This is a genomic window from Pedobacter sp. N36a (genome assembly GCF_014472395.1).
Taxonomy (GTDB): domain Bacteria; phylum Bacteroidota; class Bacteroidia; order Sphingobacteriales; family Sphingobacteriaceae; genus Pedobacter.
In genome coordinates, this window is the sequence record NZ_JACSZW010000007.1 from 94939 (window position 1) to 120893 (window position 25955).

A 25955-nucleotide genomic window follows, 5' to 3' on the forward strand; every position below is an offset into this window, starting at 1 on the left:
TCAGAATTTTATTTTGGAGTCCGCAAAGGTTTATTGGGTGCATTAGTATTGCTTCATGAAGTTCTTCAAGGTTACTGCCGTTCATATAGTGTAGGATTAATAAAAAAATTGGATTGTTCTTTTTATCCCTGTGAAGGTTTGCCCTTCAGCAAGGATTCGAGGACAAAAAGAATACCCCAGTTTTTTAACGATGATGACGAATCGGATGACAAGTAATAGAAAACCTTTAAAAAGCTAATGCAAGGGCAAAAGAAGCTTTTACGACGCATTAAACCTATCCATGGATCAAGAACTGAATGTTTTTTGTTAAAGGCCTTAGCATGCGCCTTTCATTAAATTCTTTGATCCTTATAAAGGAAGCTTGCAAAAATTGTAGACGCTACTATTTAGCTGGCCAATCTGAGGGATTCGCTCATTTACGCTGACCAGGGAAAGGTCATCACGTGTACCATGAGTTAGGGCTGCCAGAGTGGAAACTCTCATGGGTTTTAAATGGGTACGCGGAAATTAATTACCAGACAGCCTTCGGCCATAGGTATACATCCTTCCATTCTAAAGCATCTTTGCCTTATTTACCCGGTAATTTACTCGAATCCTTTTTTAAAAGGATAGCTCTTGGTATCACAGGCAAAATACCGGCGAATACTTTTGAAATACCTCTTTCAAGAGGAGAACAAAAAAACCTCCCCGATTGGGATCGAGAAGGCTATTATGCTTTTTGACTAGAGAGATTAAATTCTTCTAGATTTGATACGAGCTGCTTTACCAGTTAATTCACGTAGATAGAATAATTTCGCTCTGCGAACCTTACCGTGGCTGTTAACCTCTATTTTAGCGATATTAGGCGAATTGATAGGGAATATACGTTCCACACCAATACCATTAGACATTTTACGAACAGTAAACGTTTCATTAGCCCCTACACTATTACGTTGTAATACTACACCTTGGTAAATTTGAATACGTTCTTTATTACCTTCGCGAATTTTATAGTGAACACTCACTGTATCTCCTGATTTGAATGCAGGAAACTCATTTTTTGCGATTACCTGCTCTTCAACAAATTTTACTAAATCCATGATTTTAAGCTATTAAGCCGACTTTTTGTTGTTTAAAATCGGACTGCAATATTAGGAATTATTTTTTATAAATGAAAGCGATTTCTGTTTTTTTCCACATTCTTTGATATTTCCACATTCCATTCTTTCGCATTTCCACAATTAAAGCCACTACAAAGCTGTTTTTAGCTTAAAAATTATTTTTTAGCGATTTGACTACCAGCAATGTGAGTGATTTAAATTATGCTTCTTCAATAGGCTGAGCATCTTCAGCAATAAGCTGAGCCAGGCGCTTCTCTTCAATAGGATAATTGGCGAGTTGACCACGCTCCAGTCCAAAGATTCCCTCCAGCATAATGACCGTTGCATAAGGGATATCAGCCTTTCCGTTCATCGGGAGTTTCCTATAATTATGAAAAGTATTAAAAGCAATGTTCAAGTATTTTGGAATTAACCTACTCGCCGCTTTATAACTCTTAAGGTTCAACTTGTTCATTTCTTCTTCAATTTTGTACTTCCTTGGTTCTTCCATTATTTTTTTGGTTTTGCGATTAACAAATTAGAAATTGATTTCATTGAGATTAAGTACAGCTTATTTCTAATTAAACAATTATCAGGTTGCAATTATATAAATAAGTGCTGACTCTACATAATTTATTTCTTTTTAGCGTACGTATTATCACCAAAGGAATTCAAGGAAGTGCCTTTACTTGGTACTGATCTTATGGATGGGCCATTCCAAACGCACTTTATTTAAACTGGGCTGCATCAGGTCCTTTAGGTTACAAACCTCAATAGGTTCTGTCCTTAAAGTGCCAGGAGCCATACCAAAAAGCTGCTCCATCATCACAACTTTTTCATAAGGAATGTCCTGTGTTTCGGTTCCCAAAATATTTCGATAATTATGGAAAGTATTTAGAGAAATGCCCAAAATTTTAGGTAGGTGTTGTATCGCCATCCTATACTCTTTCACATTGAGCTGGTAGAGATAATCATTGATTTTATACTTTCTAGAGGCTTCCATCATATGTTTTTAAAAAAAATAATATTTGAAGTGTGTTTTTATCAAAATTATGACGTCAAACACATAATTTACTAAAACTAAAATACTTATTATTTTTAGCAAAAACACCAAATATTACAATTTTTTTAAGAATCTAAAAAGTACGGTAGACGGGATCTTAAAGAAAAACAACGGAAGGCTCATTTGGTTGGCCGGAAAAATGGATCATTAAAGCTGAGTCTGGTTACAGGCTCCATCAAATATAGGGATCTAGAAAAGATGGCCAAAATACTGGAGGCTTTTCCTCAGACGTATTTTAGCGAGATTAAAGCAACTTTAAATGACCCAGTAGGAAAAGATCCGTTGTAACATTAGACCCGAATACAGCGAATTAAAACAAACTTTAAAGAGCTGCAAGCGTTAACCGATAAGTTAGCTCGGGAGTTAGTCTGTCAATAAATCAGGTCTGCGTTGCTGCGTACGCAGCAAGGCCTGCTCATGACGCCAGTCGTTGATTTTCTGCTCATGACCGCTCAATAGGATCTCTGGTACTTTATGTCCGTTAAAATCAGCTGGACGCGTATATACTGGCGCATCCAGTAATTCTCCCTGAAAACTATCTGATAAAGCCGAAGTTTCATCATTTAATACGCCAGGGATCAACCGCACAATAGCATCCACCAGGACGGCCGCTGGCAGCTCTCCTCCAGACAATACGTAATCGCCGATAGAAATCTCTCTGGTTACATATAAATCTCTTATACGCTGGTCTATACCTTTATAATGCCCGCATAAGATCATGATGTTCTCTTTGCCGGACAATTCATTGGCGATGGTCTGGTTAAAGGTCACGCCGTCGGGACTCATAAAAATAACTTCATCATATGCTCTTTCCGCTTTTAAGGCTTCAATACAGCTTGCAAAAGGTGGAATAGACATCACCATTCCACTTCCCCCACCGTAAGGATAATCATCCACACTTTTTTGCTTATTCGTGGAATAATCTCTTAGGTTATGGACTACAATTTCGGCAATTCCTTTAGTCTGCGCACGTTGTAAAATAGAGTGTGCAAAAGGACTGTCCAATAAAGCGGGTAATACAGATATGATGTCAAAACGCATAGGGCAAAGGTAATTTAATTTTCCAGGTAAATGTCTAACAAACCATCAGGAAGGTGTACTCGAAGGATACTTTCTTCCTCATCAATCTCCACGATCAGGTCGTCATTGAGTGGAAACATGATTTCTTTTTCCTGATAAATCACCGTAGCAACAAATTGCTGAGGGTATTCATTTACTTCAGTAATTTCTCCTAATTCACCATGGTTTTCATCAGAAACCAAGTACCCTTTCAGGTCATTATAATGAAATTCATCATCAGAACGGTCTGGCATTTTTGTAAGTGGTAAATAGATTTTTTTCTTCAATAAAGGCTGAGCTTTATCGATATGGTCTACATCATCGAAATAGATATTGGCGGTATTATTGACCTGCAATTTATAAGTAGAGACAAAATAAGGGACTAATTTCCCATTAAAATCAGCAAAAACGACATCCAGTTCCAACAAATCGGGTGCATCATATTCAAAAAATAGCTGTACCTCTCCTTTTAATCCTTTGGTCTTGGTGATGTAACCAATGTAAAATGCTTCTTCAATCTTCATAATCGTATCTTTAATATTTTCCAGGTCTTCTGGAATTGCGTCTTATAGGCTGCGCCAAAAATATGGCTTAAATGAAAATAGCGAAGAATACATTCCAATGGAAGATTCTTCGCTATTGTTCAGAATAACAAAAATATTATGCTTGTTCTTCTTTGTTTTCTTCTGCTGCAGGAGCTTCTTCAGTTGCAGGAGTTTCCTCAGCTACTTCTTCAGTTGCTACTTCTTCTTCAACAACTTCTTCTGCTACTGGAGCATTTTTGATTGCTAAAGCAGCTGCGCGATCTGCATTTTTCTTAGCTTCAGCAGCTAAAGCAGTTTTCTTAACTTCTTCTTTAGATTTAGTCAAGTTGTCTTTTTTACCTTCGATTTGACCGTCTTTACCAACTAACCAAGCAGCAAATTTAGCTTCTGCTTGTTCTTCAGTTAAAGCGCCTTTTTTAACACCACCTTGTAAATGTTTTTTGTATAAAACACCTTTGTATGAAAGGATAGCACGACAAGTATCCGTAGGCTCAGCACCTTTGTTAACCCAGTCTAAAGTTTTATCGAAATTGATTTCGATGGTTGCAGGATTGGTGTTTGGGTTGTATGAACCTAAACGCTCAATGAATTTACCATCTCTTGGTGAACGAGAATCCGCTACCACTACGTGGAAAAAAGGCTTACCTTTTTTACCGAATCTTTGCAATCTGATTTTAGTTGCCATTTGTTATATAGTTTATGTATTCAACATAGTTCCCGGAGCAACGCGCTTGCGGGAGTGCAAAAGTAAGTAAAATCCTATTGATTAGCAAGATGCATTATTTTTTAATTATATGAAGCGCAGGAGAATTGAAGGGAGCAGAAAAAAAACACAGGGGTGCAAGGAAAGGATACTCTATTCCTTAGTTCTGACTGGGTTGTGGCGGGGATCATTATATTTCCTTTCCATATCCCGATACTCTGGGCGACTTACAATTTTAGGCGCAAAATTTGTAACATCGAATTCAGATCCACATCAAATCTAAAAAAAACAAATTATGCTAGTCACGACAACGAATTCAATAGAAGGCAGAAAAGTAGTAAAATACATTGGCCTGGTGAGCGGCGAAACGATTATCGGCGCAAACATTTTCAAAGATTTATTTGCCAGCATCCGCGATGTGGTGGGTGGAAGATCTGGTTCTTACGAACAGGTTTTGAGAGAAGCAAAAGACACGGCGATCAATGAAATGCAGCAATATGCTTCTGCATTAGGTGCCAATGCCATCATTGGCGTTGATCTGGACTATGAAACAGTTGGCAGCGGAGGCAGCATGCTACTGGTTGCAGCTACAGGAACAGCTGTTATTATTGAGTAAGTTTTAAAACAAACATGCCCCATAAAGCTTCGAACTTTATGGGACAATATCACCGCTTTGTGAGGGCGTTATATTTTTATAAAGAAAGAATCTCTACCAGTTTTAACCAGGCTGGAGTGATTTCTTTAGCATCGATATGTTTGATGGCATGGTCAAAAGGCGTAAAGATTATTTCTCTGTTCATCTGTCCAACCATGGCACCTGATTGCCCTGCAAGCAATCCTTCTACGGCAGCAACACCAAGGGTGCTGGCCAATACACGGTCCATACAACTTGGTTTACCGCCACGCTGAATGTGTCCAAGCACAGAAACTCTGATGTCATACTGAGGGAACTTCTCTTTCAGGACTTCACCTACATTAAATGCACCACCCACTTCATCGCCTTCGGCTACAATAATAATTTTTGAGGACTTATCTTTTCTTCCGGAGGCTAATCTCGTTACCAGACCTTCTACGCCCATATTGGCTTCAGGAATCATGATCGCTTCCGCCCCAACACCTATCCCGCTTCTTAAGGCAATCAGTCCGGAGTCACGTCCCATTACTTCTACGATAAACAGACGGTCATGAGACTCTGCGGTATCGCGAATTTTATCTACTGCATTGATCACCGTATTGATGGCTGTATCGTACCCGATGGTGAAATCAGTTCCTTCCAGGTCATTATCAATCGTGCCTGGCAGCCCCACTACAGGGAAATCAAACTCTGTAGTTAGTAAATGCGCCCCAGTAAAGGTACCATCACCACCAATAACAATCAGTGCATCAATATCTTTTGCTTTTAATTGTCTGTAAGCCTCATCTCTACCTTCTTTGGTGCGGAAGGCATCGCTTCTAGCTGTTTTCAAAATCGTGCCGCCACGTTGAATAATATTGGCTACAGATTTACGGTCCATATCAAAGAAATCCCCATGAATCAAACCTTCATAGCCCCTTAATATACCGGTAACTTTCAAATCATAATAGATTGCCGCTCTTACCACTGCCCTAATGGCAGCATTCATTCCCGGGGCATCACCGCCGGAAGTTAATACTCCTATATTTTTAATTTTATTCATTTGGTTTTTCAGCGTTTTTAAATTTATCTAAACCACTTTGTAAATATGCAGCGTACTCCTTTGCGTCAAAAATTGCGCCCTGAGGTTTTACCAGAGGGTTCAGGTCATGGCCTCCCAATACGTAGTAAGGCTGGGAATTCGAGCCATATTTTGTGGCTTGAAAATCACCATTCCACCTACCCAGATCGTCGGTTGTAGTCCTTAAGATTTCCGAATAGTGGACTTTATCTTTAGGCATTTTGATGTTTCTCTCATCCACATAAAGCTGGATCAGGACATATTCCTCCTTGATGATCCTGCCTACTTCTTTATCAATCCAAACCTTATCTTCCATCTTGCGGCAGTTTACACAGGCATGTCCTGTAAAGTCGATCAGGACAGGTTTATTTACACTTTTCGCATAAGCTAAACCTTCATCCAGGTCGAAGAAAGCATTGAATCCTACTGGCGGTTTCAAGGTTTCATTATATTTTACAGTGGCAGGGAAGCTACTGGAAGCAGCGGATGCCGATCCTCCTCCATTACCACTCAGGATAAAGTCTTGGGTATTCATTGGCGGTGCAATGCCGCTCAAAACATTTACTGGCGCACCCCATAGTCCAGGAACCAGATATACGGCAAATGATAAAGAGATGATGGCAAAGAATAACCTAGGGACGGAAACGTAAGGTACATCGCTATCGTGCGAGAACTTGAGCTTTCCTAGCAGGTAAATGCCCATCAGCACAAAGATGACGATCCATAAGGCCAGGAACAACTCACGGTCGAACCATTCCCAATGCCAAACCAGATCGGCAGCAGAAAGGAATTTCAAGGCCAATGCCAGCTCCAGGAATCCTAAACATACTTTTACACTGTTTAGCCAGCCACCGGATTTGGGCATTGCGCTTAAGAATCCAGGGAAGATCGCAGATAAAGTGAAAGGTAATGCCAGTGCCAATGCGAAACCAAACATCCCGATTGCAGGGGCGAGAATGTCTCCTTTAGAACTCGCCTGTACTAAAATAGTTCCGATAATCGGACCGGTACAAGAGAAGGAAACCAGCGCCAGAGAGGCCGCCATAAAAAAAATTCCTCCTAAACCTTTGCTATTGTCTGCTTTCTGATCGATTTTATTAACCAGCGAACTTGGCAGTGTGATCTCGAAAGCACCAAAGAAAGAGATGGCGAAGACGACCAATAAGATAAAGAAGAAAAAGTTAAAGTAGCCACTAGAGCTGAGTTCATTGAGTTTTGCCGAACCAAAAAGTACGGTAATCAATAGTCCAAGCGCCACATAAATAACAATAATTGAAATTCCATAGATTAATGCCTGTCCGATTCCACCTTGTTTACTGCCTGCTCTTTTAATGAAATAGCTGACAGTAAGCGGCACCATTGGAAAGATACAAGGCATTAGAAAGGCAATAAAACCGCCCAATAAACCTGCGATAAACGTTTCCCAAAGGGTTCTGTCTGCTTCTGCTGGTATGGTAGTTCCGGTAGCAGCTGCTGTAGTCATTTTGACTGCAGTATCTTTCTTTACCGTGTCTTTAACGATGTTATTTGCGATGCTATCTTGCGAGGACCCTACTTCGGTAAAAACAAGTTCTTCTTCTGTAGCGGCAGTATCTGGTTTTTGTATGGAGGCAAAACCAGTTGAGGTTAGGGCTGCGATAAATAGCAGCATTAGGCTCAACATTAAAAATAATCTCTTCATTCTTGTGTGTATTTTACTCAAAGGCTCACCATAAATGGGGAAAATCCATTAAAACGGCAATTCTCTTTATGATAAGGGCGTGAAATTAGTTATTATTTTTTATTTAAGGCTTTCAATATGGGCCGATGGGCTATAATTTTACGTTGGACGGATAACTCTCTGAATGAATGGGCATAAAAAAAGCGATGAGAGAAATCCCATCGCTTATATTGCTGTTCTTTAATTCCGTTTATTTCACAGGAATACTGAAGCTCACCTCTTCTGGAGGCAGACATTGTTTGTCGTTACATACCATAAATTCAACTTTTCCTTTGACCGTAGCCGTTGCTTTATTCAGTTTCACTTTTTGCTGGAATATTACTTGTTTACCAAAGTAACTTACGTTCATTTTAAAATTCTCGTCAAAATAAGTGGTTGCTTTTGGCTCTGTAGTTTTCCCTACCAGTGTATAGTCTTTTGAAGCCGGGAAACTAAAAATAGTTGGACTCGGTCCGCCTGGTTTCAGGGTTTGCGAGTAAATGTGCCATCCTTCGTCCATCGTGGCTTTCATATACACAACGGCTTCCGTTTTACTTATTTTTTTCGCCGCATACGACCAGGTTACCGGTTTCTCTATTTGAGCAGAAGCACCGATCACTGTGAATAATACGAATGAGAGGATCAAACTGATTTTTTTCATGTTGTGTGATTTAAAAACGCTATTTCTTTAAAATTGTACTCTTTTTTCTCTCCGTCGACCAGGAGAACCAGCATCCCTGCCTCGGTCACTTCAATGATCCTTCCTTCAATTATCTCGCCATTTTGGCGGTAGCTTGAAAGAGTATCAAATTTATACAGTCCGCTGACATAATCAGCGATCAGGTCTTTGTAATTTCCTGACTTTAAACGGAGGTATTGTTTTTCAATATTGCTACAAATTTCTGCTAATACCTGAAATAAATTAACATCCTCTTGTAAAATTCCCTTCATAGAAGTTGCCCGATTTTGAAGCTCCGGTGCGAAGACCGACTGGTTTACATTGAGTCCAATCCCAATAATACTGGCTTTATAAGTACTTCCAGCAAGGATGTTTTCGATGAGTACACCACCCATTTTTCGGTCGCCATGGTAGATATCATTGGGCCATTTGACTTTGATTCCTTCCTTAATAAAAACTTGCAATGCCTTTCTAATACCGATGCTTATGGCCATATTGAGCAGGAATTGCTTGGTTATTGGCAAGAAATTCGGCTTCAGGTAAATGCTAAAAGTAAGGTTTAATCCGGGTTCGGTATGCCATACATTGCTTTGCTGTCCTCTTCCAGCGAATTGATGATCTGCCATAATAACAGTTCCTTCTGTTAATGGCTCGGAATTTGACACCAAGTGTTTTACAAAGTTATTGGTAGAATCAACCTCTAATAATTTGATAAGATTTTGACCAACAAATAATGTTGAAAAAGTGTTATTTTGCAAGTGTTGATTGTATATTTGTTTATCAAAACTAAAAAATTTTAATGGTAAAAAAGAAAAATGTAATCCTTTCTACATACCTCTCAGAGATAGCCGTAAACGGCATGCAGGAAAAAAAAGGGAAAGATATTGTGCGTTTAGACCTACGTGACCTGAACAGTTCTGTTTCTGACTACTTCATCATCTGCCATGCAGATTCAGCTACCCATGTGAAGGCAATTGCGGATAGCGTAGAAGAAGAAATCTATAAAAATACACAAACCGATCCCTGGAGAAAAGAAGGACAAGCAGGTGCAGATTGGATCATATTAGATTATTTTGATGTAGTAATTCACATCTTTAAGACTGACAAGCGCGAGTTTTATGGTATAGAAGATTTATGGGGTGATGCCCAATCTACCAGCTATCAAAGCGCTTAATCATTTACACAAAAACATTGTTGACTCAAGATGAAAGAGAACCCGAATACAAAACCTAAGTTAATTAAGAGAATACCGAATATTCCTAAAAAGCCTCAAAAAGGCTCTAAATTCAATATTATTTGGGTTTATGGGGCAATTATTTTAGGTCTGTTTTTACTGCAGTTTTTATTTAGTGCAGATACGACCAAGGATGTTACTTACCGTACTTTCGAAACTCAAATGCTTTTGCCTGGTGACGTTGAAAAACTGGTTGCCTATAAACATGAAGACCTGGTTAAGGTTGAAGTGTATATAAAGAAAGACAAACTCAATGAGGAGAAGTATAAAAAGTACATCAGCAAAAATAACTTCGGTACACAAAATGGCCCATTGGTATATTTTACTGCTGGATCTATGGATGCGCTAGATGCGCAGTTAAAAGAAGCTCAGAAAAATATCCCTCCTGATCAGCAGATTCTGGCGGAAAAAGAGACGAGACAAAGTACTTTTAACTCTTGGTTCTTCACCGTAATTATTCCGGTATTGTTATTTATCGGGTTCTGGATTTTCATTATGCGTCGTATGGGCGGTGGCGCTGGTGGCGGCGGCGGACAAATTTTCAACATTGGGAAATCTAAAGCAACGCTATTCGACAAAGAAAGCCAGGTGAACGTTACATTTAATGATGTTGCTGGTCTGGAAGAAGCCAAACAAGAGGTAATGGAGATCGTCGATTTCCTTAAAAACCCTCAGAAATACACGAATTTAGGGGGTAAGATTCCTAAAGGCGCGCTATTGGTCGGTTCTCCTGGTACTGGTAAAACCTTATTGGCGAAGGCTGTAGCTGGTGAAGCTCAGGTTCCTTTCTTCTCTCTATCGGGTTCCGACTTCGTAGAGATGTTTGTAGGAGTTGGTGCTTCCAGGGTACGTGATTTGTTCAAGCAGGCGAAAGATAAAGCACCATGTATCATCTTCATTGATGAGGTGGACGCGATTGGTCGTGCAAGAGGAAAAAACAGTATGATGGGTGGAAATGATGAGCGTGAAAACACGTTAAATCAGCTATTGGTAGAGATGGATGGTTTCGGTACAGATTCAGGAATTATCATTCTTGCTGCAACTAACCGTCCGGATGTATTGGACTCAGCATTGCTAAGACCAGGTCGTTTTGACCGTCAGATTTCTATTGACAAGCCAGATTTAGTGGGTCGTGAGCAGATTTTTAAAGTTCACTTGAAGCCTATTAAAACGGATGAAGTAGTAGATGCTAAAAAGCTTTCTGCACAGACTCCAGGTTTTGCCGGTGCTGAGATTGCGAATGTTTGTAATGAAGCTGCTTTAATCGCCGCTCGCCGCAACAAGAAATTTGTAGATATGCAGGATTTCCAGGATGCGATTGACCGTGTGATTGGTGGATTAGAAAAGAAAAATAAAATCATCTCTCCGGAAGAGAAAAGAATAGTTGCTTACCATGAGGCTGGTCATGCGATTGCAGGATGGTTCTTGGAACATGCCGATCCATTGGTAAAAGTATCTATTGTTCCTCGCGGTGTGGCTGCCCTTGGGTATGCACAATACCTGCCAAAAGAGCAGTTCCTGTACACTACAGAACAGCTAACTGATGGCATGTGTATGACGATGGGCGGACGTGTTGCAGAGGACCTTATCTTCGGTAAGATCTCCACTGGTGCACAGAATGACCTGGAACGCATTACAAAATTAGCTTATGCAATGATTACCATTTATGGTATGAATAAGGTAATCGGTAATGTCTCATTCCATGATCCGCAAAATGAATATAACTTCAACAAACCTTACTCAGAAAAAACATCAGAATTAATTGATGTGGAAGTGCGTAAATTAGTAGAAGAAGTTTATGAGAGAACAAAACAACTCTTAACAGATAAAAGTGAAGGACTAGAGAAACTGGCTCAGAAACTTTTAGAAAAAGAGATTTTATTCCAGGCAGATCTGGAAGAGATTTTAGGCAAACGTCCTTTTGACAACCGAACTACTTACGATGAATTCGTAAATGGTACAGGTGATCAGAAACCAGCTGCTGAGGGTCTATTGCACCAAGGTGTTGGCGAGGCAACCGATGTATCGGCTCCTACCAGCCCTGCACAAACAGAATCTTAAACACATTTATGAGGAACCGCCAGTACGATCATGTGCTGGCGGTTTCTCCTTTTTTTTATGCAAGAAAACCGATCTTCTAAAGAGTTAATGCTAAAAAAGATAAGGAAGGCGCTTTTAGAAAAGCGTGACAATCCTTATCCGAATCTGGAAGATACCCCATTGTATCCTAAGAGCGATGAATTCCTGGAAATCATGTTCGCTGAAGAGCTGACTGCCGTTTCCGGTAATTTTATTTATTGCGAAAATGGTATGGATTTCATTGAAAATATGCTGCAGCTTGCAGAGAAATTCAATTGGAGAAAGATCTATTGCTGGGAACCTGAATTACAAAACCTTTTATCAGAATATGAATTCCCCTTTTATCAAACCGATAAGGACTTTGAAATGGCGGAAGTAGGCATTACCCTTTGCGAAGCTTTAATTGCGAGAAATGGCTCTGTAATGGTTTCTAATGAGAATGCTGCTGGCAGAAGGCTGAGCATTTTCCCACATCACCACATCATTATTGCCAGAACCGGTCAGCTGGTACTGGATTTAAAAGATGCATTTAAGCTCATTAAAAACAAATATGCGGATCAGCTTCCTTCTATGATCAGCACAATTACCGGGCCCAGCAGAACTGCTGATATTGAAAAAACCTTGGTACTCGGTGCACATGGACCAAAGGAATTATTTGTAATTTTAATTGACGATTTTAGCTAATCGTTTTACATTTCAATTAATTAATCCTAATTTTATACTGTACACCAATTCAGTATCCGGTTCAAAATGGGCGAAAAAACAAACATACATTCAGTTATTATAGGTACTGGCAGTTATATTCCAGAAAATATCATCTCAGGGGACGCATTTTTGAATTCCACATTTTACGACAATGGCGTATTGCTGGAGAAGGATATTCATGAAATCATCCATAAGTTTAGCGAGATCACAGAGATCAAGGAAAGACGATATGTGGATGAAGATATGACGAACAGTGATATTGCAATGATTGCTGCGCAACGTGCAATTGACCATGCTGCAATAGATAAAGAAAGCCTGGATCACATTATTTTCTGCCATAATTTTGGCGATGTCAAACTCGGTTCTAACCGGATGGATATTTTGCCTTCTCTTGCGGCAAAAGTGAAACAAGCGCTGGAAATCAACAATCCTGATTGTGTGGCGTATGACCTTATTTTTGGCTGTCCGGGTTGGGTACAGGGCGCTATTCAGGCAAATTACCTGATCCAAAGCGGAGATGCCAAAAGAGTACTGGTAATTGGTGCAGAAACCTTGTCTAGGATTACTGATCCTCATGACAGAGATTCTATGATTTTCTCTGATGGTGCCGCGGCCGTGGTTTTTGAAGGACAGCATTCTTCAGAAGACCTGGGCATTATCGCACATAAAACTCAAACTTACGCGGTTAATTTTGGCTCCCTGTTACAAATGGGCAGAAGTAACAATCCGGCGGAAGACAATGGCAATGCTTACCTGAAAATGAATGGCCGTAAGCTCTATGAATTTGCAGTAACCAATGTTCCACAGGTAGTAAAGAAGGCCATTGACAAAGCAGGAATTGATATTACTGCAATTAAAATTGTGTTTATTCACCAGGCCAATGGGAAAATGGACCATGCCATCATGAAACGTTTATTCAAATTGTATGATATAGATTCGGTTCCTGAGAACCTGGTTCCGATGTCTATCTGCTGGCTTGGAAACAGCTCTGTGGCCACCGTTCCTACCCTGCTTGACTTGGTCTGGAAAGGAAACGTAGCCGGTTATCAGATCAATAAAGGCGACTATGCAGTCTTTGCTTCTGTTGGCGCAGGGATGCACATCAATGCATTCGTTTATCGTTTTTAAACTATACTTATATCTTAGTTGAGGCTATTTAATCCGGTTTAATCCCGCCTTAGCCTGAGTTTCAATACTGCTTTCGTATTCATGATTTTTCATCTGGATGGCCGTATTGAAACTTTCCTTTGCTTTGGCTGTGTTCTTTTGCTTTTCATACACCTTCCCCATCTGCAGTGCAGCATTGGCAGCAAAGTAATATTTCAATTGTTTTCCGTTGCTGATGGCCAGCTGATAATTCGTCAAAGCCGCATCATCCTTGCCCAAGTCGTCGTATAAACGCCCTAAACGGTAATAATACTCCGTACGGTCTCTACCCACACTGAAATCTTCTGCTTTACGTGTTGATAATACTTCGACTCCTTTGCTGTAATATCCACCATCAAAAAGTAAACGAACTTTTAAAAGGGTTAAATCAGGCATTGGACCATTTGCTTCATTGAGTGCTTGCTTGTCTTTTTCCTGATAGACATAACCATTGTTTTTTACTTTCGTAGTAAAGCCAGTATAAGCTCCTGTATCGCCTTTTAATAAAGAAACCCAAGCCAAGTGCAGGTTGGCATCTTTAATGTAATTAACGCCTTTATTTTGCTGCAGAAAGCGATTGAAATACACAGCAGCCGAAACATCGAGTTTGTTGAGCATCGCGGTTCCCGTTAGAAGTTCCAGATATGGAAATGAAGTATAATAATTACCAGAAGGCCGGTTTTGCAAGATCTGTATCGCTTCGGCATTGTGACCGGTTTTAGCGCATACACTCGCTTGCAAATAAGCTTTCAATAGACTACTATCAGCCATTCTAGCCGTATATTTCATGGTTTTCTGGTAAGCATTCGGACTGTGTGCAATGTCATTTAATACGAATACATAGTAAAACACGACTTCTTCATAAAAGGGCTCATAAGTAGATTTCGGTAGGTTTTCGGCCAGGTTATCCAGCATATTCATGCCAGCCTTAAGGTTTCCTTTGATGCCAAAAGTAGCCAATGTACTTTTTAACATGCCATCTGGCAGGTTGCCAAGGAAGGCATTGATGACGCCCAGTCCCTTTGAGTTGAGGTGGAAAGCGGGGAACTTTTTAGTGTTTTCCTGCAGTAGCCCATTGGCTTTTTTAATCTCTCTGGCCGCGGTAAAATATTCTCCGTAACGTCCTCTGATTAAAGCCCATTGCAGGTTAATTTCTGCCTGAGCATACAAATAATAAGGCGAGCTTTTATCGTCCCCCTCAATCTGGTCCAATCTTTTTGATTTGTTATCTTTTAGCTGATCAAAATCGGCTTTGCTTTCTGTAGTCAATAAATGAAAGTAATCGACATAATTTTCCAACAGCGGGATGATCGAATTTTTAGGGTTGACTTTTTTCTCATTAGCGATCAATGCTTTAGCGGTGTTGAGTTTCAGCTCAAAGATATTCTGGTAAGCACGGAGACAGTTGGCATTGAAGTCGAAGTTGGCAAAAACCGCAGTAGGCGCAGTTAAAAAGAGGATAAAAAGGGATAATCGGGTACAAAAAGATTTTATTTCAGCCATTATAGATATAAGGAATTAATAAGGATTAACAGCAATGGGGCGACAATGTTTCAAAGATAAAAAACAAGGCCAACGAAAAAAGGCCGGAAATAAATCCCGGCCTTTTTATATTCGATAATTTGTGGTTATACTGGAGCTACTTCTTGTGTTAGGGCTTCATCCACAAGGATTCTTCCACAGTGCTCACACACGATAATTTTCTTACGTTGACGAATGTCAAGCTGACGTTGAGGCGGGATCTGGTTGAAACAACCTGAACATGAATCACGGTCAATCGTTACCACTGCCAATCCGTTATTTGCATTTCCTCTTAACCTGTTATAAGCGGTTAACAGTCTTTCCTCGATTTGAGTTTCTGCTTTTTCAGATTTTTTAGCTAGTGATTGCTCTTCTTTTTCCGTTTCAGCAGTAATGGTTTGCAATTCGCCTTTTTTAATTTCAAGATCTTTTTTTCTTGACTCTAAATCAGCTAATGCTTTTTCATAAACCTCATTTTTCGTTGCGATGTCAAAACCATGCTCTCTGATTTTCTTCTCACAAACCTGAATTTCAAGTGTTTGTATTTCTACCTCTTTAGTTAAGGCGTCATACTCACGGTTGTTTTTAACATCTTTTAACTGGGTCTCATATTTCTTGATCAAGTTCTGAGCTTCTTTGATCATGTTTTTACGCGTTACAATGGCATCTTCAGTATCATCCAATTCGCCTTTGAATTTTTGTATACGTGTTTCCAGGCCAGCAACTTCATCTTCTAAATCAGCCACTTCCATTGGTAATTCACCACGGATTTGACGTATTTTATCGATCTTAGTATGCAGGGTTTGTAATTCGTATAAAGCTTTTAGCTTTTGCTCTACAGTTTGTTCCATTAAATGAAATAATTTATGGGGTTTGTGTTATGCTCCGTTAAACGGATTGCAAAGTTAGGAAATTTTTCTTGAATAATATCTATCAACAAATCAGATGTAAATTGTTCACTCTCAAAGTGTCCGATATCTGCAATGACTAATTTTTCATCGGCATCAAAAAACTCATGGTATTTAAAATCTGCAGTTACAAAAGCATCGGCACCTGCAGCAATGGCATCTTTGAGCAGAAAGCTACCGGAACCACCACATACTGCGACCTTTCTGATTCTTTTAGGAAGTATTTTGGTGTGTCTGATCACGACAGCATCCATCCTGTCTTTGACCAGGTTGAGGAATGCGCGGCCGTCCATAGCTTCGTCCAGCCAGCCGATCATGCCCGCTCCTACGGTATCCAGCTTATTTTCGAGCTGGTAAATGTCGTAGGCCACTTCTTCATAAGGGTGGTTCTCTAGCAGTGCCAGGAGGATTTTGCGTTCATTTTGTGCGATGAATACTGTTTCAATCCTGATTTCTTCTTCATGGTGACGAATCCCTGGTTCTCCAACAAAAGGATCTGTGTGTTCATTTCCTTTGAAAGTACCGGTACCAGTGGCATTAAAACTGCATTCGCTATAATTGCTGATGTTCCCTGCTCCCGCAGCAAAAAGTGCATCTTTAAGTTCTTCTGCCTGTTCCACCGGACAAAAAGTAACGAGTTTTTTAAGTAATGACCCTTTTGGACTGAGAATTTTGGCATTTTTTAGTCCGAGTCTTTTCGCAATGACGCCATTGACGCCATATTTCACATGGTCCAGATTGGTATGAATGGCATATAAGGCAATGTTATTTTGGATGGCTTTGAGGACTACCCTTTCCACGTACGTTTTTCCGGTGATCTTTTTCAATCCTTTGAAAACGATGGGATGATGGGTAATGATTAGGTTGCAGTTTTGGGCTATTGCCTCCTCTACAATCGCTTCTGTACAGTCGAGGGCAACTAATGCGCCATGTACTTCCATTTCAGGCTGGCCCACCAACAGGCCTGAGTTGTCATAATCTTCCTGATAATTGAGCGGTGCAAAGGCTTCCAGATGTGCTATTAAAATGGATAATCTCATAAGCTGTAAATTTACGATTTGAACCGCATAAAATAAACTTAATCATTTTCGGGCTTTTCTGCATTGGATCCTGCAAAAAAAAGCCGGTTCAAAAGATTGAACCGGCGCTGTTATTTTAAAGGTTTTATTGGATATTTCCCATTTTCACCATTTGCAAGCTTTCAAAAACCATACGCTGGTTGTATTCCATGGCTAAAGTTTTGTGGTTTACCAAGTCGATAATCGTCCCAATAAAGCACAATCCAAAGGTAAAGAAGTAAAGGACGCCCATTCCGATCTGGTTGACCAGAAATCTAGGTAATCCAGGAACAAAAAATCCCAGGATACAGTACAATACCATATCATCTGGATTTCTTCTTTTACTTCCGTAAATCATTAAAAATCCCCTTAACTGTTGTTCACTAAATCCTGTAGTTGCAGTCTGCAAGTAAGAATATTCCTGAGGTGTGATGCCCGGCAGTGTCATAAATGGTGAATCAAACATATCTCTCCTCCTTATATTTTAATTTTCTATTGTTATCTATTATCCTGTTAACCAGTTCAATAATTCGGTGTCCAATGATCAGCAGTGCTGGAATTCCAAACCAATGATGCGCCAGACTTTCCCTTACATTTCCGTGGAGCAGCTGGGTAATTGCCCTGCCGATGCCACATCCTGGGCACCAATCTACGCCCAAATTTGCTAGCGGGCACAGTGTAAAATGATGAATATGCCCATGCGGTATTGGTTCTGCCATCGCCAGCAATACCAAGGCCGTAATCCAGAAGATCAATTCAACAGGTATGCGCTGCAGCATTTTCATCAATAGCCATTATTTGGTTAGGAAATTTATGGTCCTAATATCGTTTTTATTTTAGATGGATTAATAGAGACTTTGTTACATTTAAGCTCGCCATAAATCTTACCTTTGCATAGTGAACATCCGTGACCTGATAAATACCTATAAAACAGACGAACGCATTGTCGCATTGGCAAAAGCCCTCAACGCGGGCAAAGGTAATAAACTTCAACTAAAAGGTTTAGTTGGTTCTGCCGATGCAACGATAGCCATTGCTATTTATTTTCTGTTGCACAAGCCCATGTTATTTGTCCTTCCTGATCGGGAAGAGGCTTCTTATTTCATGGCCGATCTGGAGAGTATCCTTGATAAAGAGGTATTACTTTTCCCATCTTCCTTCCGTAAACCCTTTGAATTCACCCAGGTAGACACCGCAAATGTGCTGGCCAGGGCAGAAGTGCTCAATGAGCTGAATCATCATTCAGAATATGGCAAAATTGTGGTGACCTATCCGGAAGCTTTGGCGGAAAAGGTAATCAATAGGAGTGTCCTGGAGAAAAATACGCTTGAAATTGCCGTTCAGACAAAACTGGGAATTGATTTTATCAATGAATTCCTGATTGATTACGATTTTGAGCGCACAGAATTCGTTTATGAGCCTGGGCAATTCTCCATTCGTGGCGGGATTGTAGATATTTTCTCTTTCTCACATGATTTACCTTACCGAATTGAATTTTTTGGTGATGTGATCGAGAGCATCCGGACCTTTGAGATTGAAAGTCAGCTGTCTGTGGAAGATGTAAAAACTTTTACCATCATCCCAAATGTGCAGTCCAAATACCTGACAGAAAGCAATATCAATCTGTTGGATTATATAGAAAAAGACACTATACTTTGGTTTAAAGACGTAGAATTTAGTCTGGACGTCATTAAAGGCGGTTATAAGAAAGCAAAAGAGCTTTGGCTTGCTTTACCGGCAAAAGAGAAATCGGAGAATCAGGATTGGATTGATCCTAAATTTGCTTTTACGGATGAGAAAATGATGGCCGATATGGTGCATGATTTTTCATTGATCGAATTTGGCAAGCAGTTTTTCTATAAAACTGAGCATGTGATCTCTTTTGAGACTAAACCGCAGCCATCCTTCAATAAAGATTTCAACCTGCTCATTCACAACCTGAAAGAGAATGAAAAGCAGGGGATCCACAATTATATTTTCAGTTCTTCTCCGAAGCAAACCGAGCGTTTGTATGCGATTTTAGAAGATATTGATAAAACAGCCAAGTTTACACCGGTTAATATTCCATTGCGGGAGGGGTTCTTAGATCCACACCAGAACGTGGCTTTTTATACCGACCATCAGATCTTTGACCGTTTCTATAAATACAAGCTAAAAAGAGGCTATCAACGGAGTCAGGCCATTACTTTGAAAGAACTCAGAGACCTGAAACCCGGAGATTTTGTGACCCATATTGACCATGGTATCGGAAAGTATGCCGGACTTGAAAAAGTAGAGGTAAGTGGTAAGACGCAGGAGATGATTCGCTTGGTTTATGCCGATAACGACTTGCTGTATGTAAACATCAACTCCCTAAACCGGATTGCTAAATACAGCGGAAAGGACGGAACAGCTCCGAAAATGAATAAACTGGGCACAGAAGCCTGGGATAAGCTTAAAAAAAATACTAAAAAAAAAGTTAAAGACATTGCCAGGGACCTGATTAAGCTGTATGCGCTGAGGAAAACCCAGGTAGGTACTGCATTTGCTCCTGATGGCTATCTGGAAACAGAACTGGAAGCTTCCTTCATCTATGAGGATACCCCAGACCAAGAAAAGGCCACCATGGATGTCAAAAAAGACATGGAAGCGCCGCATCCAATGGATCGTTTGATTTGTGGTGATGTAGGTTTCGGCAAGACTGAAATCGCTATCCGTGCTGCTTTTAAAGCAGTTGCCAACGGAAAACAGGCTGCCATACTGGTGCCAACTACCATTCTGGCACTGCAGCATTTCAAAACTTTTTCGGCCCGTTTGAAGGACTTCCCTTGTACGGTAGACTATATCAACCGTTTCAAGACGAATAAACAGATCAAGGAAACCCTGGCCAAATTGGCTGAAGGGAAAGTAGACATTGTAATTGGTACCCACAGACTCTTGAGTAAAGACGTGAAATTCAAGGACCTGGGCATCATGATTATTGATGAAGAGCAGAAATTTGGGGTAACTTCCAAAGAAAAGCTAAGGGTACTGAGGGCAAACGTAGATACACTGACCTTAACCGCTACACCGATTCCAAGAACATTACACTTTTCGCTGATGGGCGCAAGGGATCTTTCGATCATGAGCACACCACCACCAAACCGTCAGGCAGTAAATACGGAATTACATGTTTTCAATGATAAATTGATCCAGGAAGCTGTTCAATTCGAGCTGGACAGGGGTGGACAAGTCTTTTTCATCCATAATCGGGTGAATGATCTGCCGCAATTAGGAGGGATGATCCAAAGATTAGTTCCTAAAGCAAGAATCGGAATTGCACACGGACAGCTGGACGGCGATGCACTTGAAGATGTGATGCTTGATTTTATCAATGGAGAAAAAGATGTATTGGTAGCAACCACGATTATTGAGGCTGGTCTGGACATTCCAAATGCCAATACCATCATCATCAACCATGCCCATATGTTTGGGCTAAGTGATTTGCACCAGATGCGTGGCAGGGTAGGGCGCTCCAACAAAAAGGCCTTTTGTTACTTGTTGAGTCCACCGTTATCTACACTGACTTCCGAAGCCAGAAAAAGACTGAGTGCGATAGAGGAGTTTTCAGACCTGGGCAGCGGTTTCAACATCGCCATGCGGGATTTAGACATCCGTGGGAGTGGAAACTTGCTAGGAGCGGAGCAGAGTGGTTTCATCGCCGAAATCGGCTTTGAAATGTACCATAAGATCTTAGATGAGGCCATTCAGGAGCTGAAAGGTGATGAGTTCAAGGAATTATTTAAGAATGAACCGGCTCGTCCTTTTGTAACCTATACACAGATAGATACCGATCTGGATATGTTTATTCCAGATGATTATGTGACCAATATTACCGAACGCTATAACCTGTATACCGAGCTTTCCAAGTTGGAAAATGAAACACAGCTGAAAGCTTTTGAAACTGCGTTAAAAGACCGTTTTGGACCTGTTCCGAAGCCGGTAAAAACCATGCTCAATGTACTCCGTTTGCAATGGGTAGCCAAGAAACTGGCTTTTGAAAAGCTGAGCTTTAAAAAAGGGGTATTGCGCGGTTATTTTATCGCTGATAAGCAATCTGCCTTCTTTGATTCAACGATGTTTAATCAGATCCTGCATTTTGCACAGATGCACCCGAGGATTTGTAATTTAAAAGAAGTGAAAAACTCTTTACGGATTGCTTTTGAAGGCTTGAAATCAGTGGACGAAGCGGTAGAGATGCTAAATATGGTGGCTAATTAACCCAAGAAATCAATGAATCCTCAATTATTAAACGATCTGGTGACCATGAAAATGCCTTATGGCAAGTACCAGGGGAAGACCATGTGTGACCTTCCGGAATATTACCTGGTATGGTACCACAATAAGGGTTTCCCTGCGGGAAAACTAGGGGAGATGATGGCTACGTTATATGAGATTAAATTGAACGGTTTAGAATACTTATTACAGCCTTTGAAGAAAAGATAGCCTAAGGGTCTTTTTCAAAGAGAAAGTCGCTTAAATGCGCTTATTCTCGTTCAAAAGAACATAAAAAAAGCTGCAGATCTCTCTGCAGCTTTTTTTATGCTTTCAATTATTATTGAGCCAATACTCCGTAGAAATAAGAGTTTGGATTAGTCTCACTTAAGAATCCACCTACAGTTGATCCTGATGGTGCTGCAGCACCAATATAGGCCACCTTAAAGGCATTTGTGTTCAAATAATTAATAAACGGAGTTAATGCAGGTCTAATCGCCTCCCCATTACTTACCGTTGTACCAGAAACTGGCGCAGGAATTCCTGTAAGTTGAGCAACCCCAGCGTCATTAACCGCCATGTTGAAGTAAAAATCTCCATCATAAAAAGTTGTGCTATTGGTCGCTGCCGGAAGGAAACGAACCCTTAGGATCATTTGGTTATTTCCTGTAAATAATAAGGTCATATAATCCAGACGCAGCCCTTGAATAGCTGGTAAGCTGGTTGCCACAGCATTATATCTTGTCAAGAAATCTGCAGACAAATCGGGTAAAACTGCTGGACTGATCTTCATAGAAGTAAACCTTGTACCAAGAAGGGTATGCAATGCGGGTGTTTTGTCAAGAATTAATGGGACAGTAGAAGCTACAACTTTGAATTTTGTAGTCCCCTCCAACAGGTAAAAATAGCTATCAGTAGCATCCCATAAGACTTTTTTAAAGACATGTGCACCATACACAATTGGATTTTTAAGCTCCAATCCATCAATTGCAAAAGCAAAAGCATTGTCTACACCTCCAATATTGAATGACTTTGTAGACACCCCGATAGACACTGGTACTTGTTTATTATCCAGCATTACATAAGGGAACTTTCCAGCTAAGAAGGCAACTGTTTTAGTTCTCATTGTGTTTAAGCCTCCGCCAATGATTGCTTGTTCTTCCAAGCCTGAAAGCTTCACCATATTCATTAGGTTTCCATTGACAATACCTCTCATTTTGAGCGTATCTCCAATAATTCCATCAAAAGCAAATTCAAAGTCAGAAGTTAAACCTTTACCATTAGTACCACCGCTGATGCTTCCGTTTGGATCTGCTGGCAAGTGAATATAATTGTACGTATCAAACATTAAAGTTGGAAATTGCAAGGCTTTCAAGCGGTAGGTACTTTCCTGAAGAGTAACTGCTGTCGTGGTATTAAAATCCGACAGCATTTTCACTTTCCCTTCTTTGTCAAATTTGAAATAAAAGGAAAACCCTTTCCCCAGCTTTGGGTAAATTGTGCCTTTCCATCCATTTTCAGCGGATAAAAGCTCTGCCTGATGTTCTACAAGTGCTGCTGCTACTCTTTGATCAGGGTCATCCAGAATTGGATTTTCGTCCTTCTTACATCCGGTAATAAACCCTGCGGACAGTAGAACTATATATAATAAGAATCTTTTCATATCAGTATTTTTATTGATCAGCTATTAATATTTAATTACACCTAAAGTCCCAAAGAAGGAACTATTGGCATCTGATGTTTTGAACCATTGACCGTATTCCAAAAGATTGGCATCATAACGGTAATTCATCCCGAAGCTTCCGGTGGTCAGGTAGTTGGTTAAGGCTACAATTCCAGGAGCGATCGTATTTCCGTTCGTATCTCTTCTCACATACGTTAGGGTCATGTTGCGGTTGGCATCGTACGCTGCTTTGTATACAAAATGTGCCACAGTAGCAGTAGTTCCGCTTGTATAGTTGACGCGTAACACCAGTTCGCCTGCTTTAGGGTAAAAGAATACGACAAAACTATTCAATGTTTTTACGGGGCTCGGTAAGGCTGCCAGGCCGGCTTTAGCAGTTGCCCAGGTGCTCATAAAAGCAGCAGACATTCCTGCATTATTAGTAGGGTCTACACTTAGTGAGGTAAATTGACGGCCGTTACCGAAGATCGTCGCCAGATTTATCGGTGCATTCTCTGCCAATGCATAATTGGTGCGATTTCTCAGTTTCGCAAAATCAATTCCATATGATTGCTTAAAATAAGTGATGACACTTTCTTCTTTCTTACGGATAAATGCTTGCGCCGTGGCATTTGGAATTTCTCGCTGAATGATGAAAGGAGGGTTAGCAGGATCAGGAATGGAGTCGATTTTTGGCAAGACAATGCTGTTTACTTTGGCGTCATACGCAGATTTTCCTTCCGTCAGCATAATAGAAGTCATCTCTGCATAATCCTCTCCAGGAGCTGCCTGAGCGTATTGGCTGATATATCCAGCCGCATTTGCATTCGCTAAAGTCGTATTGTTCCAATCTGCAGTATAACCTGCAGGAGTAATTTTCTCAAACTCTTTCGCATAGCTGATGGTCTGGTTTAAGATGTGGGTAAACTCATGGTGAATGGTTTTCAATACCGGTTTAATGATATTCCTGTCAGTCTTTACAAAGTTATTGATGTTGAACAAAGTAACCCTGTTACCACCTTCAGCCTCACCAAGTGTTACCGTACCACCAGAATTGTATTGTAAACTTCCTACTAACAGGTATTGGCGAGGTGCAAATTGCTTGATAAAACCTAATCCTGCTTCTGCGGTATACACATCAATCCATCCTGCTTTCACAATTTCCATCACTGGCTGTACTTTTTCAGTTCTTGGCGGCACCAATGTTTTAGATAAATCCAGTTCTGATCCATCCCAACGATATTTTACATCAATATTGAAAGGCTTGGTGAAATTATCTGAAAGCCAGCTATCTAACGGGCCATTTACCCAGGTATCTCCTCCTAAACCAACAATTTCCCGGTCCAGGGTCTCTGATTTCTTACAAGCGGCCAGGGCTAGCATCATCCCGGCGGTCAATAATATATTTAATTTTTTCATTATAAGCGGGTTAATAGATTAACGTGGATTTAATTCCACACCGGACAAGGTTACTTCTGGAGGCAATTGGCAAAGTCTTCTTGGATCATTTGCCGGTAGTACCCTAATGGTACCATCCAGGTCAATGTGAGTTACCGGGATATTTAAGCGTTTAATATCCAGCCATCTCATACCTTCGTGTACAAACTCAGCAGCTTTAAGGTCTAATACTGCTTTTAAATAAGCTTGCTGCGGATCGGTGATGGTCGCAATGTAAAAGTTCTTAATTTTTGCATCTGTTAAATCATGCGTTGCAGAAATATAGCCGTTTACCCTCCTACTGATCAGTGTATTCATATCTTCCAGGGCAGCGGTATAATTGGCTTTCATTACATTGGCTTCAGCTCTGTTCATTAAAACCTCTTCAGTTGTCAATAGAGGCACCATTGCATAATAAGTACCCGTAGTGGCATTGATGGTAGTTCTAACGAAATGCGCATAGAACTTGTTTACAAAGTAAAAAGTACTGCTGTTGGAGTATTTCCTTAATGCGGAGAAATTGATACCTAATGGAGCAGTCAGGTTATTTAATTTTACCTGAGACATAGAATAACGGGTATTGTAATAGTTATTCGCGATTCTTGAAACCGTTTCACCAAGTAATATATTCCCTGGATTAGTCGCTGCAGTGTATTGAATTCTTGTTTCTGTCTGATCCAAAGCCGCAAAAGCAAACCAAGGTCTAACATTGGATGCGAATTCATTGGAAGGGAAGGTTTCATTGGCTTCAGAAATTACTTTATCATAATCTCTTTTGTTCAAATAAAAACGGGATGCAAAGGCATGAGCTGCCTTTCTAGTGAAATGGTAGGCAGGAGCTGTATAATTATCAACGATCAATGGAAGACCTTCAGTTAAATCTTTCTCGATCTGCTCATATACATAAGCTACAGTTTTACGCTCATACTTCTTCAATACTACGGTTTCTGGCTCCGTTACATAAGGAATACCTGGATCATTAGCTGAGGTTGCTGGATCATAAGCTTTTGAATAATAAGTCACCAACATAAAGTGCGCGTAAGCTCTGGCTACCAATGCTTCTCCTTTTTGTGCCCTATAGGCTTCTGGATTTGCGGCTTTATTACAAGCGTCTAATGCCTGATTTGCGGCGGCAATAGCAGTATAGCAGGCCCCCCAGTAATAGTTTGGTGAATCCTGAGCGATATCTTCCGGATCTTTCCAGAAATAACCGCCAATATTGATGTTATTTGCCGCACCAGCAATACTATTATCGATCACATTATCAGACATCGACTCGCTCCAAAGGAATAGATTGGCTCTAGGGTAGGCGGTAACCAATAATTCTGAAACTTTCTCTGGCGTATTTAACTTGGTACGCTGATCTGGCACTTGCTCCAGGTATTTTTTACATCCGGTGAAAAGGAAGATCACCGCAAGAATAAAGTATATATTATATTTTTTCATTGGA

Annotated in this window: 26 protein-coding genes; 7 read left to right on the forward strand and 19 right to left on the reverse strand. The window is 40.4% G+C overall.

All coding sequences use genetic code 11. The features are described 5' to 3' along the window. Positions 1-348: 348 nt before the first annotated feature. From H9X96_RS22930 to H9X96_RS15035, 7 genes are all read right to left on the reverse strand, one after another. Positions 349-483, reverse strand: a complete 135-nt coding sequence (locus H9X96_RS22930; protein ID WP_255431133.1) for a hypothetical protein — start codon at positions 481-483, stop codon at positions 349-351. 248 nt (positions 484-731) lie between these two features. Next, on the reverse strand, positions 732-1079 hold the full coding sequence (rplS, locus tag H9X96_RS15010; protein ID WP_187667080.1) for a 50S ribosomal protein L19: 348 nt from the start codon (positions 1077-1079) through the stop codon (positions 732-734). A gap of 220 nt (positions 1080-1299) precedes the next feature. Next, on the reverse strand, positions 1300-1590 hold the full coding sequence (locus tag H9X96_RS15015; RefSeq protein WP_187667081.1) for a hypothetical protein: 291 nt from the start codon (positions 1588-1590) through the stop codon (positions 1300-1302). 174 nt (positions 1591-1764) lie between these two features. Continuing rightward, positions 1765-2085 (reverse strand): hypothetical protein, encoded by a 321-nt coding sequence (locus H9X96_RS15020; RefSeq protein ID WP_187667082.1) that lies wholly within the window; start codon positions 2083-2085, stop codon positions 1765-1767. Positions 2086-2505: 420 nt separating this feature from the next. After that, positions 2506-3183 (reverse strand): tRNA (guanosine(37)-N1)-methyltransferase TrmD, encoded by a 678-nt coding sequence (gene trmD / locus H9X96_RS15025; RefSeq protein WP_187667083.1) that lies wholly within the window; start codon positions 3181-3183, stop codon positions 2506-2508. Between the two features lie 14 nt (positions 3184-3197). Continuing rightward, positions 3198-3725: a ribosome maturation factor RimM gene (gene rimM / locus H9X96_RS15030; protein WP_187667084.1), complete on the reverse strand. Its 528-nt coding sequence runs from the start codon at positions 3723-3725 to the stop codon at positions 3198-3200. A 136-nt stretch (positions 3726-3861) separates the two neighbouring features. Then, a complete protein-coding gene (locus H9X96_RS15035) occupies positions 3862-4431 on the reverse strand; it encodes a 30S ribosomal protein S16 (protein WP_187667085.1) in 570 nt (189 codons plus the stop codon). Positions 4432-4744: 313 nt separating this feature from the next. Between H9X96_RS15035 and H9X96_RS15040 the strand changes: the two genes are divergently transcribed. Further along, on the forward strand, positions 4745-5065 hold the full coding sequence (locus H9X96_RS15040) for a heavy metal-binding domain-containing protein (RefSeq protein ID WP_187667086.1): 321 nt from the start codon (positions 4745-4747) through the stop codon (positions 5063-5065). Positions 5066-5141: 76 nt separating this feature from the next. On the opposite strand, the gene pfkA is transcribed toward H9X96_RS15040, so the two are convergent. The 4 genes from pfkA to H9X96_RS15060 all read right to left on the reverse strand — a co-directional run bounded on the left by pfkA (position 5142) and on the right by H9X96_RS15060 (position 9279). After that, positions 5142-6125 carry a 6-phosphofructokinase gene (pfkA, locus tag H9X96_RS15045; RefSeq protein WP_187667087.1) on the reverse strand — a complete coding sequence of 328 codons (984 nt, stop codon included), beginning with the start codon at positions 6123-6125 and terminating at the stop codon, positions 5142-5144. Beyond that, a complete protein-coding gene (locus tag H9X96_RS15050; RefSeq protein WP_187667088.1) occupies positions 6118-7824 on the reverse strand; it encodes a protein-disulfide reductase DsbD in 1707 nt (568 codons plus the stop codon). Before H9X96_RS15050 ends, pfkA begins: the two co-directional genes overlap by 8 nt. Positions 7825-8053: 229 nt before the next feature. Beyond that, a complete protein-coding gene (locus H9X96_RS15055; protein WP_062546331.1) occupies positions 8054-8503 on the reverse strand; it encodes a protein-disulfide reductase DsbD domain-containing protein in 450 nt (149 codons plus the stop codon). Continuing rightward, complete coding sequence (locus H9X96_RS15060; protein WP_187667089.1) at positions 8500-9279, reverse strand: biotin--[acetyl-CoA-carboxylase] ligase; 780 nt, start codon at positions 9277-9279, stop codon at positions 8500-8502. Before H9X96_RS15060 ends, H9X96_RS15055 begins: the two co-directional genes overlap by 4 nt. 41 nt (positions 9280-9320) lie before the next feature. On the opposite strand from H9X96_RS15060, the gene rsfS reads away from it, so the two are divergent. From rsfS to H9X96_RS15080, 4 genes are all read left to right on the forward strand, one after another. Continuing rightward, positions 9321-9695, forward strand: coding sequence for a ribosome silencing factor (gene rsfS / locus H9X96_RS15065; protein WP_187667090.1), 375 nt, complete (start codon positions 9321-9323; stop codon positions 9693-9695). A gap of 30 nt (positions 9696-9725) precedes the next feature. Next, positions 9726-11816 (forward strand): ATP-dependent zinc metalloprotease FtsH, encoded by a 2091-nt coding sequence (gene ftsH / locus H9X96_RS15070; protein ID WP_187667091.1) that lies wholly within the window; start codon positions 9726-9728, stop codon positions 11814-11816. Between the two features lie 57 nt (positions 11817-11873). Beyond that, on the forward strand, positions 11874-12518 hold the full coding sequence (locus H9X96_RS15075) for an LUD domain-containing protein (protein WP_187667092.1): 645 nt from the start codon (positions 11874-11876) through the stop codon (positions 12516-12518). A 66-nt stretch (positions 12519-12584) separates the two neighbouring features. Further along, positions 12585-13667, forward strand: coding sequence for a 3-oxoacyl-ACP synthase III family protein (locus tag H9X96_RS15080; protein WP_187667093.1), 1083 nt, complete (start codon positions 12585-12587; stop codon positions 13665-13667). A 24-nt stretch (positions 13668-13691) separates the two neighbouring features. Here H9X96_RS15080 and H9X96_RS15085 read toward each other — a convergent pair whose 3' ends face one another. The 5 genes from H9X96_RS15085 to H9X96_RS15105 all read right to left on the reverse strand — a co-directional run bounded on the left by H9X96_RS15085 (position 13692) and on the right by H9X96_RS15105 (position 17957). After that, a complete protein-coding gene (locus H9X96_RS15085; RefSeq protein WP_187667094.1) occupies positions 13692-15188 on the reverse strand; it encodes a tol-pal system YbgF family protein in 1497 nt (498 codons plus the stop codon). Between the two features lie 125 nt (positions 15189-15313). Beyond that, entirely contained in the window at positions 15314-16057 is a 744-nt protein-coding gene (locus H9X96_RS15090; protein ID WP_187667095.1) for a zinc ribbon domain-containing protein, read from the reverse strand. Next, complete coding sequence (locus H9X96_RS15095; protein ID WP_187667096.1) at positions 16057-17154, reverse strand: Nif3-like dinuclear metal center hexameric protein; 1098 nt, start codon at positions 17152-17154, stop codon at positions 16057-16059. The genes H9X96_RS15090 and H9X96_RS15095 overlap by 1 nt, the downstream gene beginning before the upstream one ends. 124 nt (positions 17155-17278) lie before the next feature. Further along, positions 17279-17638 carry a TM2 domain-containing protein gene (locus tag H9X96_RS15100; protein ID WP_187667097.1) on the reverse strand — a complete coding sequence of 120 codons (360 nt, stop codon included), beginning with the start codon at positions 17636-17638 and terminating at the stop codon, positions 17279-17281. Beyond that, positions 17631-17957: a DUF2752 domain-containing protein gene (locus H9X96_RS15105; protein ID WP_187667098.1), complete on the reverse strand. Its 327-nt coding sequence runs from the start codon at positions 17955-17957 to the stop codon at positions 17631-17633. The genes H9X96_RS15100 and H9X96_RS15105 overlap by 8 nt, the downstream gene beginning before the upstream one ends. Before the next feature lie 112 nt (positions 17958-18069). Between H9X96_RS15105 and mfd the strand changes: the two genes are divergently transcribed. Both mfd and H9X96_RS15115 read left to right on the forward strand, forming a co-directional pair. After that, a complete protein-coding gene (mfd, locus tag H9X96_RS15110) occupies positions 18070-21411 on the forward strand; it encodes a transcription-repair coupling factor (protein ID WP_187667099.1) in 3342 nt (1113 codons plus the stop codon). A gap of 12 nt (positions 21412-21423) precedes the next feature. Continuing rightward, positions 21424-21636 carry a DUF3820 family protein gene (locus H9X96_RS15115; RefSeq protein ID WP_062546342.1) on the forward strand — a complete coding sequence of 71 codons (213 nt, stop codon included), beginning with the start codon at positions 21424-21426 and terminating at the stop codon, positions 21634-21636. 109 nt (positions 21637-21745) lie between these two features. On the opposite strand, the gene H9X96_RS15120 is transcribed toward H9X96_RS15115, so the two are convergent. The 3 genes from H9X96_RS15120 to H9X96_RS15130 are packed head-to-tail and all read right to left on the reverse strand — an operon-like array spanning position 21746 to position 25951. Continuing rightward, positions 21746-23068, reverse strand: coding sequence for a DUF4302 domain-containing protein (locus H9X96_RS15120; protein WP_187667100.1), 1323 nt, complete (start codon positions 23066-23068; stop codon positions 21746-21748). Between the two features lie 24 nt (positions 23069-23092). Beyond that, positions 23093-24487 (reverse strand): putative zinc-binding metallopeptidase, encoded by a 1395-nt coding sequence (locus tag H9X96_RS15125; protein ID WP_187667101.1) that lies wholly within the window; start codon positions 24485-24487, stop codon positions 23093-23095. Between the two features lie 18 nt (positions 24488-24505). After that, positions 24506-25951 carry a RagB/SusD family nutrient uptake outer membrane protein gene (locus H9X96_RS15130; protein ID WP_187667102.1) on the reverse strand — a complete coding sequence of 482 codons (1446 nt, stop codon included), beginning with the start codon at positions 25949-25951 and terminating at the stop codon, positions 24506-24508. Positions 25952-25955 lie beyond the last annotated feature (4 nt).